The sequence below is a fragment of the Glutamicibacter protophormiae genome (assembly GCF_016894325.1).
Taxonomy (GTDB): domain Bacteria; phylum Actinomycetota; class Actinomycetes; order Actinomycetales; family Micrococcaceae; genus Glutamicibacter; species Glutamicibacter protophormiae.
In genome coordinates this window covers 3,370,447-3,384,047 of record NZ_CP069806.1, presented here as the reverse complement: position 1 = coordinate 3,384,047, position 13,601 = coordinate 3,370,447, and the positions used below count along the sequence as shown (strand labels likewise).

The window sequence follows — 13,601 nt, the reverse complement described above, 5'->3', positions numbered from 1 at the left end:
AACAAGTGTCAGGCAATCAGCGTCTTGAGCATGGTGCCGGGGTCGGCGGCCGCGGCCGGGTCGATGTTCTTCCCGGCGGCCAGGGCCTGCTTCACTGCCATGAAGTCCAGCGGCGCGTTCACGCAGTCCGCGGCGATGACCTGCCCGCCGCGGTAGTACAGCACGGTGAACTTGCCCTTCTCCGGGACCTCGCGCTTGACCGTTGAATCGAAGCCCATGGACAGGCCCGCGATCTGCAGCTTCATGTCAGCCTGGTTGGACCAGAACCACGGGATGCCGGCATAGGCTTCGCGCTGGCCCATCAGGGCGTAGGCGGCGACCTTGGCGTGCTCCACCGCGTTGTTCACGGATTCCAGCCGGATGCGCTCGCCGTCCGGGGCGCCGGGGACCGGGTTGGGCATGTTCGCCACGTCCCCGACCACCAGGGTGTGCCCGTCGGAGGCGATGGCCGCCTCGTCGACCACGATGCCGTTGTCGACCTCAAGTCCCAGCTGCTCGCCGAGCTGGGTGTTGGGGATGACCCCGATGCCCACCAGCACGATCTGCGCGGGGATGATTTCCCCGGATTCCAGGTGGACCGCGCGGACCGCGCCGTCTCCTGCGATGCGCGAGACCCTGGCATTCAGGTGGATGTCCAGGCCGCGGGCGCGGTGCTGCTCAAGGAAGTAGGCGCTGGTGTCCTCGCCGACGGCGCGGCCCACCAGGCGCGGGCCGTATTCGATGACGGTGACCTTTTTGCCCATGGCCTGCAGGGAGCTGGCCGCCTCCAATCCGATGAACCCGCCGCCGATGACCACCACGTCGGTGGCGGCCGGGGCCAGCTCCTTGAGCTTCAGCGCATCGTCGGCGTTGCGCAGGTAGACCACGCCGTCCAGTTCGCTGCCCGGGACCTCGAACACGCGCGGCCGGGCGCCGACGGTCAGCGCCAGCCGGGTGTAGGGGTACCGCGCCCCGCTGCGGCCGGTGGCCACACCGGAGCCGTCCGGGTTGGAGTCGATGTCTTCGATGCGTTCGCCCTTGACCAGGGTGACGTTGTGCTCGATCCAGTAGTCGTTGGAGCGGAAGATCAGCGATTCGCTGCCCACCTTGTCTTGCAGGAATTCCTTGGACAGCGCCGGGCGCTGGTAGGGGCGGTGGTCCTCGTCCCCGAGCAGCGTGATGTGCCCGGTGTAGCCCAGGGCGCGCAGCGAGATGGCCAGCTGGACCCCGGACTGCGAGGCGCCGATGATCAGCAGCCCGGTGGCGGTGCCCGCCGCGGGGGCCGGGGCGCCGCCGGTGGAGGGGAGTGTTGCGGTGTTCATGGCTAGACCTGGGTTTCCGGGGTGGCGACGTTGAGGGTCTGGCCCTCGCACATCTTGATTTGGCAGGAAAGGCGGGAATTCTCCTCGCGGTCCACGGCGGTGCCGTAGAGCATCTCGTCTTCCATCTCGCCCATCGGATCCAGCGACTCGAAGTCTTCCGGGGCCACGAACACGTGGCAGGTGGCGCAGGACAGGGAGCCGCCGCATTCGCCCACGATCCCGGCCACGCCGTTGCGGACCGCCGTTTCCATGACGGAGTCGCCGGCGGCGGCGTCCACGGTGCGGGTCTGGCCTTCGAAGTCGGTGAAGTTGATAGTCGCCATGATGGTTCCTCCTGAACGGTTAGGCGTAAAGCTGGGTTAGATGAACTGGCGTCCGCCGTCGACGACGAGCGTCTGACCGGTGATGAACGAGGAGTCCTCGCCGGCCAGGAACAGCGCGGCGCCCACGATGTCCTCCGGCTGGCTGGCGCGCTTGAGCGCCCCGCGGTCCACCCCGTAGCTGGAGGCGTTCTCCATGAGCCCCAGGCTGGCCTCGGTCAACGTGAAGCCCGGGGCGATGGTGTTCACGGTGATTTCCCGGCGTCCCAGCTCCTTGGCCATGACGCGGGTCAGCGCAATGACCCCGCCCTTGGAAGCCACGTAGTGGGCCCACTGCTCGGAGCCGGAGTAGACGGTGGCGCTGGCCAGGTTGATGACCCGGGAGCCCGCTCCAAGAAAGGGGGAGAGGGCGCGGGAAACCATCCACGGGCCCTTGAGATTCACATTCATGACCTTGTCCCACTCGTCCGGGTTGATCTCCTCGAACGGGGTGCGGGTGACGGTGGCGTAGATGGCGGCGTTGTTGATCAGCACCGCGATGCTGCCGCCGGCGAACTCCGCCGCGTCCTTGGCCAGCGCGTCGGTGGATGCGGTGTCGGTGACATCCACCGTGAAGGCCGCCGCCTCGGCTCCGGCCTGGCGCACCAGGCGGACCGTTTCCTGCGTGCCGGCCGCGTCGATGTCAGCGGCGGCGATGGCGTAGCCGCGGGCCGCGAAGCCCAGGGCGAAGGCCCGTCCCAGGCCGCCGGCGGCGCCGGTGATGAGCACCGTAGGAGAGCTGTTCATGGAATGTGCCTTTCAAGTGGTGGAGAACTGTGGTGTTGCGGGTGCCGGCCGGGGATCGGGGGAAAGGAACCGGCCGGCACCCTTGCGGTTCCGGAAGCTTGGGGGAACCTCCGGAACCGGTCTGCGGCGCCCGGGGATCAGGCGTGCGAGTGGCTGTGGGCTCCCGGCCCGGTCAGGGCCGGCTCGGCGCCCAGGATTTCCACGGTGCCCTTGGTGCCGTCAACCCGCAGCAGGTCTCCGGTCTTGATGGTGGTGGAGGCGCTGCCGGTGCCGGTGACCGCCGGCAGGTCGTATTCGCGGCAGACGATGGCCGCGTGGGACATCATGCCGCCGATATCCGTGACGGTGGCCTTGATCTTGCCGAAGATCGGGCCCCAGCTCGGCGCGGTGACCGGAGCCACCAGGATTTCGCCGGGCTGCACCTGGGTGAGCTCGTCCGCGTGCATGATGACGCGGGCCGGGCCCTCGACCTGGCCGGGGGAGGCCGCCATGCCCTTGAGCGTGCTGCCGTCCTGGGTCTCGTCCGCGCCCAGCCACTGTTGCACTTGTTCGGTGGTGATGCCCCAGAGCATGCGGGTGAATGGTTCGGTGATCGACTGGGGCGGGGTGTTCAGCGCCGGGGCCGGGCGGGCGGTTTTCAGCGCGTCCACGATGCCCTTGCGGTGGGCGATCTTCTCCGGGAGCACCACCGCGCCGATCGGGGTGCCGGAGCCGACGCCCCAGCTGGTGACCAGGTCGAAGAGCACGTCGCGGACCTCGTTGCGGTTCAGGTAGAGCATGTCCTCGGCCTCGGCGAAGAGCCCGGCGTCGCTGAGCATGCGCCCGAGCTCGCGGACCTTGCGCCAGAAGACGCCCATGGTCCAGTGCTCGATGTAGAAGTTGTGGTTCTCCACGTACGGGTAGGCGGTGGCCGCCAGCGTGCGCTTGGCGTCGAAGACCTCGGCGACCTCCGGATCCAGCAGCTCGCGGTACTCTTCCACGATGCGTTCCTTCTCCGCGATGAGCTTCTGCGTGGGGCGCAGGATCTGCGCCCCGCCGCGGGCCCGGCGGATGTAGTCCGCGATGAAGCCCAGCGGAATCTCCTGGTGCACGTTCCAGTACTTGTCATGCGAGTAGAAGCCGTTGCCGATGGTGAAGTTGAACCACGGGTCCTGGGCCTGCTCCCACTGGGCCATCCAGCGCTCGCCGCCGGCGGCCGCGGCGATGGATGCCAGGGTGGCGGCCGGGTCGTCGGTGTTGGCGAAGTGCTCGTCCAGCTCCAGTTCCACGGCCAGCAGCGCCAGCGCCTTGAGCTCGTCGTCCGGGCGGAAGAGCTCCATGTCCACGCCCTGCACCATGGTGGCGATGGACTGGTCCGGGATGTTCGGGAAAACTTCCTTGCAGAAGTTGAAGAAGTCCAGGTAGGCGATGTAGCCCAGGTTCAGGAACTCGAAGTGGTACTGCCAGTTCTGGTAGGCCAGCTGGATCAGCCGGTCGTAGTTTTCCAGCAGGACTTCCGAGCCGTCCTTGCCCACGCCGTTCTCGATGTCCTCGAAGGGGACCTTCTCGGGCAGCGGTGCGAAGGACAGCGTCTCCATCTCCGCAATGGTGCCCTTGACCTTCACATGCCAGTTGGCCAGCTTGGTCTCCCAGTTGGCGAAGTAGTGGCCGATGCGCGCCTCGAAGTCCGGCACGCGGGCGGCGATCTGCTCTTCCGGGACCGGGATGGGCGACATGTACAGGTAGCCCAGGTGGATGCGGAAGTCGATGCCGTTGGCGTTGGGGATCATCAGGTGCCGGGCGTTGTACTGGCCCAGGCACTTCACGGCGAATTCGCCGCCGATGGTTTCGAAGGGCTTGAAGACGGTGGGCCAGTGCTGCGAATCGCAGAACCAGAACTTGGCGTCTTCCTGCTCCTTCAGTGCGTCCTGGAACACCAGGTAGTAGGGGTAGATCTCTTCCCATCCTTCGGCGCCGGCGGGCACCGGCAGGTCGGATGGCTTGGGGAAGGACTTCATTGTCATGGTCGTGCACCCTTTCTCAGAAGGTTCGGCACTTTGCGAGTGGCCGAGGTGTGGGGTGGAGCGTGGAAACAGCGTGGATACGTGGGTCAGCTGACGATCTTCGACAGGGAGGCGGTGATCGAGGAGACGCCGCCGAATCCCAGCGAGGAGGCGTAGCCTCCGGCGGAGGCCTTGGGCGCCGCGGGCTTGGAGGAGTGCACGGTTTCCGGGCGGGCCTGGAGCAGCAGCAGGTTCTCCCCATCCGGCAGGTCGGCGTCGATGGCCCACTCGATGTCCTGCGGGGACTTGTAATGCTTCTCCGCCCGCTTGGCCAGCTGGGCCACGGCGGACAGCTCGTCGTTGCTCAGGCAGCGCACCGTACGGCGCTCTTCCGGGACATCCTTTTCCACTAGGGTGTTGGTGGCCGGGTCGGGGATCATTTCGGCATGCTTGTCGCCGATGTGCTCGGTGATCACCGCGAGGGTGACCTTGTCCAGCTGGATGTTGTCCGGCGTGACGGTTCCGGAGACCACCATCTCGCCCACGCCCCAGGAGGCGTCCACGGTGATCTTGGAGCGGTCGCCATTGGTGGGATCCAGGGTCATGGCCACGCCGGCGGTCTTGGCGTTGACCATCTTCTGCACTACCACGGCCATGCACAGCCCGTCATCCGGGATGTTGTTCTTCAGCCGGTAGAGGATGGCGCGGCTGGTGTACAGCGAGGCCCAGCATGCGCGGATGTGCTCGCCGACCGAATCGAACCCGGTCAGCCACAGGTAGGTGTCCTGCTGTCCGGCGAAGGAAGCATCGGGCAGGTCCTCGGCGGTGGCGGAGGAGCGCACGGCCAGCGGGGCCTCGGAATCGAAGCGGGCCTGCAAGGCGTCGTACGCGGCCCGGGTGACCTCGCGCAGGTCGGCGGGAACCGGGCGGGAAGTGATCAGCTCGCGGATGGCGGCGCTGGCGGCGTCCACCGCGGCGATGTCCTCCGGGTCCAGGCCGTCCAGCTGGGCTTTGATGCTGTCTTCCAGCCCGGTGCCCATGAAGGCGCGGAAGGCGGCGGTGTTCACCACGAATCCGGGAGGGACCGGCATGCCGGCGGCGGTCATGGTGACCAGCGAGGCGCCCTTGCCGCCCAGGCTGTCCAAGGTGGGTTCCTTGCCGCCGTCGAAGAATTCAATGAAGTCGTTGTTGCTCATCGTTAAGCCTCAGATCGGGAAGTGGAGTCGGCATTCAGCTCGACGTTGACGAAGTCGGGAACGCGGAAGGACAGGTTCTTCCGGAAGGTGATGGCACCGCCGTCGACCAGTTCAAGGTTCGGCAGCGCGGCGGCCAGTTCCTCCAGCGCGATCTTGGCCTGGAGCTTGGCCAGCATGTTGCCCAGGCAGTAGTGGATGCCGAAGCCGAAGGACAGGTGGTCGCGGGCGTTGGGCCGGGTGATGTCGAAGTCCTCGCCGTTCTCGAAGCGGGATTCGTCGCGGTTGGCCGAGCCCATGAGCAGCAGCAGTTCCGCACCCTGCGGGATCTGCACGCCGCCCACCTCGGTGTCCGCCAGTGCCTTGCGGCGCCATCCCACGATGGAGCCCGAGTAGCGCAGCACCTCGTCGATGGCCTTGGGGATCTGCTTGGGATCCGCCACGACGGTTTCCCAGGCTTCGCGGTGCTCCAGCAGCACGCGCACGCAGTTGGAGATCAGCGTGGTGGTGGTTTCATGGCCTGCGAAGAGCAGCGAGTAGAGCAGCGAAGCGATCTCGTGGTCGGTGATGTCAGCGCCGTCCTTCTGGGCCTGGACCAGGTCCGCGGTGAGGCTGTCGCCGCCGGCGGCGTGGGCCTGGGCCACCTGGGCCTGGCAGCGGTTCCAGTACTCGACCAGGTTGTGCGCGTGGGGGATCTGCTCCTCGTCGCTGAGGTCTCCCCAGGTCATGGCAGCGCGGGAGTCGCTCCAGCGTTTGTAGGTGTCCACCATGCCCACGTCCTCGCCGATCAGGGTGAGGATGGTGATGGTCGGCAGCGCGTAGGCCAGGTCCGCCACGATGTCCGAGTGGTTGGTGCCGTTGGCGAGCATCGCGGAGATGGAGTCCTTGACGTTCTGCCTGATCATCGGCTCCAGGGCCTTGAAACGGCGCGGGGTGAAGGCCTTCTGCGCCACGGCCCGGATGCGGGTGTGCTCCGGCGGGCGTCGGGCCGACAGGCCCGAGTAGGTGGTGAATCCGCCCTCGGTCATGATCTGCGTGGCCTGCGGGCCGCGCTTGCGCACCGGGGCCTGGGCGTTTTCCGAGGAGAAGGTCTCCCAGTTTTCGAAGACCGACTTCACGTCGTCATAGCGGGTGATGACATACAGTCCGGTGCGTTCGTCGAACATCACCGGCTGTTCGCTGCGCATCCGTGCGTAGGCGGGGAAGGGGTTCTCCATTGCGAACGGCTCGTACCCGTGGTGGTCTGCCGGGGCTTGCGCTCCGAAACCCATTGGGCATCCGCCGGAGACGGCTGGGGTGCTGGTCATGGAATCTGCTCCTTGGGGAAGTCGACGAGTCACGGTGTGACCCGTGCAACATTGATCGACACCCAGTGTTGTCCATGGCACAGTCGGAAGGGAAGCAATCCCTTCCACTCAGTGGAAGCCTAGTTTTTTGGCCTGCTCAGCCCTCGCTTTCGGGCACGTTCATGTCAGGCCCGGAAATGATGCCCAGCAGCGTCTCCAGCGGAATATGCGAGGTGGCGGCCTCAATTCGTTTGGAGATTCCATAGAGCACGGGCAGGTGGCGCTCCATGTTCGCGGCGTGCGAGGTGGGAATGACCAACCCGATGGAGCAGCCCAACCGGCCGGTGTGGTAGACCGGAACGGCGATTGAACAGGTTCCCAGCCGCACCTCTTCGCGGGTGATCGCGTAGCCGTTGTGCTTGGCGCGGTTCAGTTCGTTGCGCAGCTGCACGGGGTTGCTCCGGGTGTGCGCGGTCATGGGTTCCAGCGGCTGGGCGAGGTAGGCGTCCATGACCCAGTCCTCGGAAAACGCCAGGATGGCCTTGCCCACCGCGGTGGCGTGCAGCGGCAGACGCCCGCCGACCCGGGAGACCCGGGCAACCCTCTTGCTGCCGTAGACGCGGTCGATGTACAGCGCCATGTTTCCGTCGCGGATGGCCAGCTGGCTGGTTTCCCCGGTCAGGGAGAACAGGTCCTGGACGAAAGGGCGCGCGGTATCGCGCAGTTGCCGGCCGGTGTTCTGGGCGATGGCCCACAGCCGCAGGCCCAGCTGGACGCCGCCGTTGCCGGTGCGGCTGAGGATCCCTGCGTCGACCAGCTCGCCGACCAGGCGGTGCGTGGTGGACAGCGGAAGATCTGCCGACTTGGAGATTTCGGTCAGGTTCAAGGACCTGCGTGTGGTTTCGAAGGCGGAGAGAATCGCCAAGATCTTGGACGTGACGCTGCGTCCTGGTTGTGAGCTTCCTCCGGCCATGGATCCTCCGAGGCAATGGTAGTGAATCGGGGTCGGGTCAACCCGACGGCGACAACTCAGAATACCTGTCCTGTCGCGGACGCGACATCCCGGAATTCGGTCTGCGCAGCATGCAGCAGGATTGCTGGGCAGGCCATGGCACTCTTGGTTGCCAGCGGATCAAATGAATGCGGCGGGGAGCGCTGCGTGACCACCGGCGGCGCGGCGGCCCAGTGCCAGCCGCGAATTCCAGACCTGCAGGTGGGAATGGCTTGAGTCGCGAACCGGGGAAATGAAACACGAATCCACAAAGCGCGTGTGAGGAAGCATTTTCCTGGCCGCTTAACAAATCCGCCAAATTCGAACGCGGGCTGAGGAGAAAATTCTGGTCATGTAATGTTTTTCATGGTCATCGAAAAGGTTGAACCTGAATTCGGGAAAGCCGATTGAATTCCACGTCCGAATTTTTCTTGGATTCAGGTGGTTGATTGTTCGGGAATCATGGCCATTCCAAACAACATCCGGCGCCATCGCCGCTGACCGGTCCATAACTATCGGACATCGTCTGAATTCATAGCTGGTCGCAAGACCGTAGAGTAGCCAAACGCCAAGCATTGGAGCATTCGGCATGAACAAGCAGAAGATCACTACGCAGGTAAATTCCTTCAGCAACGGAGTGAGGGTCGCCTTCGGAATCAGCGGCATTGTCGCCTTGGTTTTGGGCCTCCTGATCCTGATTGCGCCCATGAAAACCGCATCGATTATCACCGCAATTGTTGCGCTCTACGCACTGGTCTCAGGCGTAATCTACCTGGGGATCGGAATTTTTTCGCGGACCCAGAGCACCCCGAAACGCATTCTGAACTGTGTATTGGGTGCCATGTTCCTGGCCGCGGGCATCCTGGCCTTCACCGATTTGGACAACAGCACGGTGCTGCTGGCAAGTTTCGTCGCCATCATGATCGGCATCGTCTGGGTGGCCGAAGGGGTGGTGGCGCTGACAACCTTGAGCCGATCGCCAAACCGGCTGGTCAGCGGCGGCTATGCAGTGCTTTGCGTGATTGCCGGTGTGTTGGTGCTCTTCGGACCGTTTACCTTTGCTTCCATCCTGTGGCTCATCCTCGGCATTTCGCTCATGGTGCTGGGAGCGATCCAGGCCCTTCGAGCCTTCAGCTTCAAGGGCAACGTGGTCATTATCGGCCAGAACTAGATTCTGCAATGGCCGGTCCACCGGCGGGAATGGCCGTGCACCGCGCACCGAGGCCTACGACTCAGGGTGGAGATGGAGCAGTCCGGATCTACCCCGTTCGGGCGAACCAAAGAACGCGGGCGATCAGTAGGCTGGAAACGTCCGCACCGCATCGACCGCACTGACATCACCGCCCGAGGAGCACGAAGAATGCCTGTACCACCAACCGCCATCCGTGGATCTTTCGCCAAGAAACTGGCTCTGGGCGGAGCCGCCATGGCGCTGGCCCTGGGAACCGCCGGGTGCGGCGCCGTTGAGGATTTCGACAAGGCGACCTCGGACTCCTGGGCGGTGACCTATGAAATTATGGTCTCCGGAGGCGACGCCAGCAGGATCACCGATATCAAGTACCTTGAATCGGAAAAGCGCGGTGAAGCCGGTACGGAACTGACCTTGCCCTCCGGGGAAACGACGCTTGATGCCAAGGAGAACGCAGTCTGGAGCCTTGAAAGCATCGTGACTGCGCAGAAGGACGCGGCCATTTCCGCCATGCCGGGAAAAGAGGCCACGGCCACCTGCCGCATCCTGCTTGACGGCGTCAAGGAGATCGCTGCTGAAACCTCGGCTCCCGGCGAACGCGTGGAATGCGCGGCCACAACCCCGGCATTTTCCAAATAGCTGCCGAAGGTCAGTCGGAAAGCGCCAGTCTCTGCTCAAAGAGATTGGCGCTTTCCACTGCCGCGAAGGCGCTGGCCATGAATCGCGCGGCATCCGTGAAGAGATGATCGCTCACCCGGGACTCGACCAGTTGGAAAGCTTCGGAACGGGTGAGGCCGAACCAGTCCATCACGGTGTCCACACCGTGCGGGGTCAGCCTCCAGAGCTTGTCGGCATCCTTCACCAAGGAATCCTCCAGACTGGTTGATTCCTTGCGCGAGTCATGCCCGTCGATAATGAACACGATGCGCTCGCTGCGTTCGGCATCGAATCCTTCGTCGTGCAGCAGTTCTGCGGCAAGTTCCGCGCCGGACTTTTCATGCTGCAGCACCAGTTCCTTGTTGCCGGCTCCCGGGGCGATGGCGGACAAGACCAGCTGCGGATCCACCTGTGACCAGCCAATGTCGTGGAGCAGGATTGCCGGCAGCACCACCAGCGGATCCGCCTGCGGATGATGCTTGAGCAGCGACTGGGCGAGTGACAGCGAATAAAGTGTGTGGGCGTCATTGCTGCGCACCGAAAGATAGGTTTTGGCTTTCTCCCACAACCGGGCCAGCAGGGGAAACTGTTCAAAGACGTCGGTTTCCTTGGGCGGAATGAAATTACCGACGTCGTGGCCATAGTGGTTGGCCAAAGGCTGCAGCTTGGTCATGGGGCTCATATTGCCACCGGGGCCCCGTCACGGGAAGCCATGTCTTCCATCCAGTGGATGCCCACTTTCCGGGAACCGGGAAAGCAGGGGGGCGGCTCGGGCGCTCGAAGCGCCGTTGCGGCGCCTAATCCACCCCGTGCCTCGTGCGCACCGCCATGCGGAGTGACGCCCTGGGGCCGGTCAGCCGATGAGACAGTCCGCAATCAGCTGGTAGGCATTCAGGCGGTCCTCGGGATCATTGACCAGCGTATTGAGCATCAGCTCATCGGCCTCGTGGGATTCGGCCAAGGCCAGGAGCTGAGCGCGCACCGTGGCAGGGGTTCCGACAATCAGTGCCTGGCTGCGTTCTTGGGCACGGGCCCGTTCCTGGGCGCTCCACTGGTAGCTCGCGGCAGCTGCCGTTGAGGGGATCGGGCCGTCGTGCCCGAAATCCTTGCGTACACGCCAGAGCAGCAGGGCGTCGGCCAGTTCATGGGCTCGCTCCTCGGTGCCGGCAGTGACGAAGCGGACCGCCAAGACGGTGTGTGGCGTATGCCCGGACTGCGCGGCCGCTTCCCGGTAGGCGCTGGTTGCCGCTTCCCCTCCGACAGGACGCAGGAAGTGGCCATGGACGTACCCGGCGCCCAGTGTTCCCGGCAGCGGCGCGGAGGAACCTCCGGCGCCCAGCACCCAGATGCCGCCCACCGGTTCGCCCTCTGGCTGCGGGTGGTTCGCGCCGAATTCTTGCACGAGGGATGCGATTTTCGCGGCGTAGTTCGGATCATTCAGCGCGGCGCGTCCCAGACCGGTATCCACCCTGCCCGGATGAACTTCAGAAAGAAGCCCCATCGTTTCGGAGACCTTCTGTGCCGGGTAGTACGGCAGGAGGATTGCTCCGGTGCCGACCCTGATCCTGCTGGTGCGTTCAAGGGCCAGCGCAGTCATCATTTCCGGCGCGGCACTGGCAAATGATCGGGAGTTGTGGTGTTCGGCAAACCAGATGCGGTGGTATCCCAGCCTGTCTGCATCGTGAGCCAAGGCCAGGCCGCTGGATAGCGCGGCAGAGCGGGTGGGCGCATGCTCGGTGAGTGGAACTTGGTCGAGGATAGACAGTTTCATGCGGCGCGATGTCCTGCCTTTTTCCTTGTGGTGTTCGACAGCCGCATGATGGTGTCCTTTCATTGTTGAACGATTCGTGGATGAGCTTACCCGCGATGCCCAGAGGCCACCGCATCCGCCGCATGGAGGCGCCAATCGGAAACCCGCCATCACGCCGTGACAGCACCTACTGCCGTAGGGATGATAGCTTGAAGAATAATCGAGGAAACCCGGCAGGATTGGCTTTCCCCGGCTGCCGGAATATTGGATGACAGACAGGCTGGACACGATGTCAGGGACGACAGAAATCGATATGAGCGATCTCGCGATTGCCTCACGCGCGGTGCTCAAGCCAATTTCGCAGATCGCCGAAGCCGCGGGGATCCCGGAAGAAGCAGTCGAGTCCTATGGCAAGTACAAGGCCAAGATCGACCCGTCGCATCTTCCTGCCCGCAACACCGAGCTCGGCAAGGTGGTGCTGGTCAGCGGAATTTCCCCGACTCCCGCCGGCGAAGGGAAATCCACCGTCGTGGTGGGCTTGGGTGATGCGTTGTCCGCCGCCGGAGCCAAGACGCTCATTGCACTGCGCGAACCTTCCCTGGGGCCGATCTTCGGCATGAAGGGCGGGGCCACCGGCGGCGGGTATTCGCAGGTGCTGCCGATGGACGAGATCAACATGCACTTCACCGGCGACTTCCATGCGATCACCAGCGCCAACAACCTGCTGATGGCACTGATCGACAACCACCTGCACCGCGGCAATGCCCTGGGGATCGACCCGCGGCGGATCACCTTCAAGCGCGTCATCGACATGAACGACCGCGCCCTGCGCAATATCGTGATCGGCCTGGGCGGCCCGACCGAGGGCGTTCCGCGCGAGGCAGGATTCGAGATCACCGTGGCCTCGGAGGTCATGGCGGTATTCTGCCTGGCCACCGGGCTGGAAGACCTGCGCACCCGGCTGGGACGCATGACCATCGGGTACACCTATGAGAAGAAGCCGGTGACCGTGGACGACCTGGGCGCGGCCGGCGCCATGACCATGCTGCTCAAGGACGCCATCAAGCCGAACCTGGTGCAGACTATCGGCGGCACCCCGGCGTTCATCCACGGCGGCCCGTTCGCCAATATCGCCCACGGCTGCAACTCGGCCATCGCCACCAACACCGCCCGCTCGCTGGCGGACGTCGTGGTCACCGAAGCAGGGTTCGGCGCGGACCTGGGCGCAGAGAAATTCATGGACATCAAGGCCCGCTACGCCGGGTGCGAGCCATCCGCCGTGGTGATCGTGGCGACCATCCGCGCCTTGAAAATGCACGGGGGAGTAGCCAAGGACCAGCTCAAGGGCGAGAACGTGCAGGCAGTGCGCGACGGCATGGTGAACCTGGCCCGGCACGCCTCCAACGTCAGGAAGTTCGGGATCCATCCGGTCATCGCCGTCAACAAGTTCACCGACGACACCGTGGACGAGCTGGCCGTGGTCACCGAGTGGGCCGCGGAAAACAACATTGAATGTGCCGTGGCGGATGTCTGGGGCCAAGGCGGCGCCGGAGCCGGGGACCTGGCCGCGGCGGTGCTGCGCGCCATCGAAGCACCGAGCGACTTCGCCCCGCTGTATGAGCTGGAGAAGCCGGTGGAGGAGAAGATCCTCACCGTGGTGAAGGAGATCTACGGAGGGGCGGAAGTGGACTACACTCCCGCTGCGAAGCGGGTGCTGGAACAGATCCATGCCAACGGCTGGGACAACCTGCCTGTGTGCATGGCCAAGACGCAGTACTCCTTCTCGGATGACCCAACGCTGCTGGGCGCGCCCGAGGGCTTCACGCTGCTGGTGCGCGACCTCATTCCGAAGACCGGAGCTGGGTTCATCGTGGCTATCACCGGTGCGATCATGACCATGCCCGGCCTGCCTAAGGTGCCCGCCGCGATGCACATGGACGTGGACGAGAACGGAAACGCGGTCGGCCTGTCCTAAGCCGATGCTGGCAAAGCCCACCCTACGCAGGGTGCCGGTGCAGGACCTTAGCGCCTGTTGATCGAAGCACGGAGCTTGAATACCGAGGGTGAGCCGATGACTGTGTGCTGTGCCCATCAGGGTGCATTGCAGGTTTGATCGAGTGCTGGGGGCTAGGGGACTTCGTGGGGA

General features: G+C 64.6%; 12 protein-coding genes. 3 read left to right on the top strand and 9 right to left on the bottom strand.

Going from position 1 to position 13,601, the window contains the following annotated elements:
• Positions 1-8: 8 nt before the first annotated feature.
• From JQN66_RS15815 to JQN66_RS15785, 7 genes are all read right to left on the bottom strand, one after another.
• The gene (locus tag JQN66_RS15815; protein WP_204675873.1) at positions 9-1,301 is read right to left on the bottom strand and encodes an NAD(P)/FAD-dependent oxidoreductase; all 1,293 of its coding nucleotides are present in this window, start codon (positions 1,299-1,301) and stop codon (positions 9-11) included.
• A 2-nt stretch (positions 1,302-1,303) separates the two neighbouring features.
• Positions 1,304-1,624 (bottom strand): 2Fe-2S iron-sulfur cluster-binding protein, encoded by a 321-nt coding sequence (locus JQN66_RS15810; protein WP_047120330.1) that lies wholly within the window; start codon positions 1,622-1,624, stop codon positions 1,304-1,306.
• 36 nt (positions 1,625-1,660) lie between these two features.
• Positions 1,661-2,407, bottom strand: coding sequence for an SDR family NAD(P)-dependent oxidoreductase (locus JQN66_RS15805; RefSeq protein ID WP_204675872.1), 747 nt, complete (start codon positions 2,405-2,407; stop codon positions 1,661-1,663).
• Between the two features lie 137 nt (positions 2,408-2,544).
• Positions 2,545-4,410: a PEP-utilizing enzyme gene (locus JQN66_RS15800; RefSeq protein WP_204675871.1), complete on the bottom strand. Its 1,866-nt coding sequence runs from the start codon at positions 4,408-4,410 to the stop codon at positions 2,545-2,547.
• Between the two features lie 86 nt (positions 4,411-4,496).
• On the bottom strand, positions 4,497-5,585 hold the full coding sequence (locus JQN66_RS15795) for a PEP/pyruvate-binding domain-containing protein (protein ID WP_204675870.1): 1,089 nt from the start codon (positions 5,583-5,585) through the stop codon (positions 4,497-4,499).
• Positions 5,586-5,587: 2 nt separating this feature from the next.
• Positions 5,588-6,889 (bottom strand): cytochrome P450, encoded by a 1,302-nt coding sequence (locus tag JQN66_RS15790; RefSeq protein ID WP_204675869.1) that lies wholly within the window; start codon positions 6,887-6,889, stop codon positions 5,588-5,590.
• A 136-nt stretch (positions 6,890-7,025) separates the two neighbouring features.
• Positions 7,026-7,841 carry an IclR family transcriptional regulator gene (locus tag JQN66_RS15785; RefSeq protein ID WP_204675868.1) on the bottom strand — a complete coding sequence of 272 codons (816 nt, stop codon included), beginning with the start codon at positions 7,839-7,841 and terminating at the stop codon, positions 7,026-7,028.
• Positions 7,842-8,448: 607 nt separating this feature from the next.
• Between JQN66_RS15785 and JQN66_RS15780 the strand changes: the two genes are divergently transcribed.
• Both JQN66_RS15780 and JQN66_RS15775 read left to right on the top strand, forming a co-directional pair.
• Positions 8,449-9,030: an HdeD family acid-resistance protein gene (locus JQN66_RS15780; RefSeq protein WP_052772528.1), complete on the top strand. Its 582-nt coding sequence runs from the start codon at positions 8,449-8,451 to the stop codon at positions 9,028-9,030.
• Positions 9,031-9,219: 189 nt separating this feature from the next.
• Positions 9,220-9,687: a hypothetical protein gene (locus JQN66_RS15775; protein ID WP_204675867.1), complete on the top strand. Its 468-nt coding sequence runs from the start codon at positions 9,220-9,222 to the stop codon at positions 9,685-9,687.
• 10 nt (positions 9,688-9,697) lie between these two features.
• On the opposite strand, the gene JQN66_RS15770 is transcribed toward JQN66_RS15775, so the two are convergent.
• Both JQN66_RS15770 and JQN66_RS15765 read right to left on the bottom strand, forming a co-directional pair.
• Complete coding sequence (locus JQN66_RS15770; protein ID WP_204675866.1) at positions 9,698-10,378, bottom strand: HD domain-containing protein; 681 nt, start codon at positions 10,376-10,378, stop codon at positions 9,698-9,700.
• Positions 10,379-10,558: 180 nt separating this feature from the next.
• Positions 10,559-11,476: an LLM class flavin-dependent oxidoreductase gene (locus JQN66_RS15765; protein WP_204675865.1), complete on the bottom strand. Its 918-nt coding sequence runs from the start codon at positions 11,474-11,476 to the stop codon at positions 10,559-10,561.
• A gap of 268 nt (positions 11,477-11,744) precedes the next feature.
• Here JQN66_RS15765 and JQN66_RS15760 point away from each other — a divergent pair, with 268 nt between their 5' ends.
• Complete coding sequence (locus JQN66_RS15760) at positions 11,745-13,430, top strand: formate--tetrahydrofolate ligase (protein WP_204675864.1); 1,686 nt, start codon at positions 11,745-11,747, stop codon at positions 13,428-13,430.
• The last annotated feature ends 171 nt before the right edge of the window (positions 13,431-13,601 follow it).

What these genes read in the sequence shown, in the direction of transcription:
- JQN66_RS15815 (WP_204675873.1), bottom strand. Translation starts at nt 1,301, where the DNA reads ATGAACACCGCAACACTCCCCTCCACCGGCGGCGCCCCGGCCCCCGCG.
- JQN66_RS15810 (WP_047120330.1), bottom strand. Translation starts at nt 1,624, where the DNA reads ATGGCGACTATCAACTTCACCGACTTCGAAGGCCAGACCCGCACCGTG.
- JQN66_RS15805 (WP_204675872.1), bottom strand. Translation starts at nt 2,407, where the DNA reads ATGAACAGCTCTCCTACGGTGCTCATCACCGGCGCCGCCGGCGGCCTG.
- JQN66_RS15800 (WP_204675871.1), bottom strand. Translation starts at nt 4,410, where the DNA reads ATGACAATGAAGTCCTTCCCCAAGCCATCCGACCTGCCGGTGCCCGCC.
- JQN66_RS15795 (WP_204675870.1), bottom strand. Translation starts at nt 5,585, where the DNA reads ATGAGCAACAACGACTTCATTGAATTCTTCGACGGCGGCAAGGAACCC.
- JQN66_RS15790 (WP_204675869.1), bottom strand. Translation starts at nt 6,889, where the DNA reads ATGACCAGCACCCCAGCCGTCTCCGGCGGATGCCCAATGGGTTTCGGA.
- JQN66_RS15785 (WP_204675868.1), bottom strand. Translation starts at nt 7,841, where the DNA reads ATGGCCGGAGGAAGCTCACAACCAGGACGCAGCGTCACGTCCAAGATC.
- JQN66_RS15780 (WP_052772528.1), top strand. Translation starts at nt 8,449, where the DNA reads ATGAACAAGCAGAAGATCACTACGCAGGTAAATTCCTTCAGCAACGGA.
- JQN66_RS15775 (WP_204675867.1), top strand. Translation starts at nt 9,220, where the DNA reads ATGCCTGTACCACCAACCGCCATCCGTGGATCTTTCGCCAAGAAACTG.
- JQN66_RS15770 (WP_204675866.1), bottom strand. Translation starts at nt 10,378, where the DNA reads ATGACCAAGCTGCAGCCTTTGGCCAACCACTATGGCCACGACGTCGGT.
- JQN66_RS15765 (WP_204675865.1), bottom strand. Translation starts at nt 11,476, where the DNA reads ATGAAACTGTCTATCCTCGACCAAGTTCCACTCACCGAGCATGCGCCC.
- JQN66_RS15760 (WP_204675864.1), top strand. Translation starts at nt 11,745, where the DNA reads ATGTCAGGGACGACAGAAATCGATATGAGCGATCTCGCGATTGCCTCA.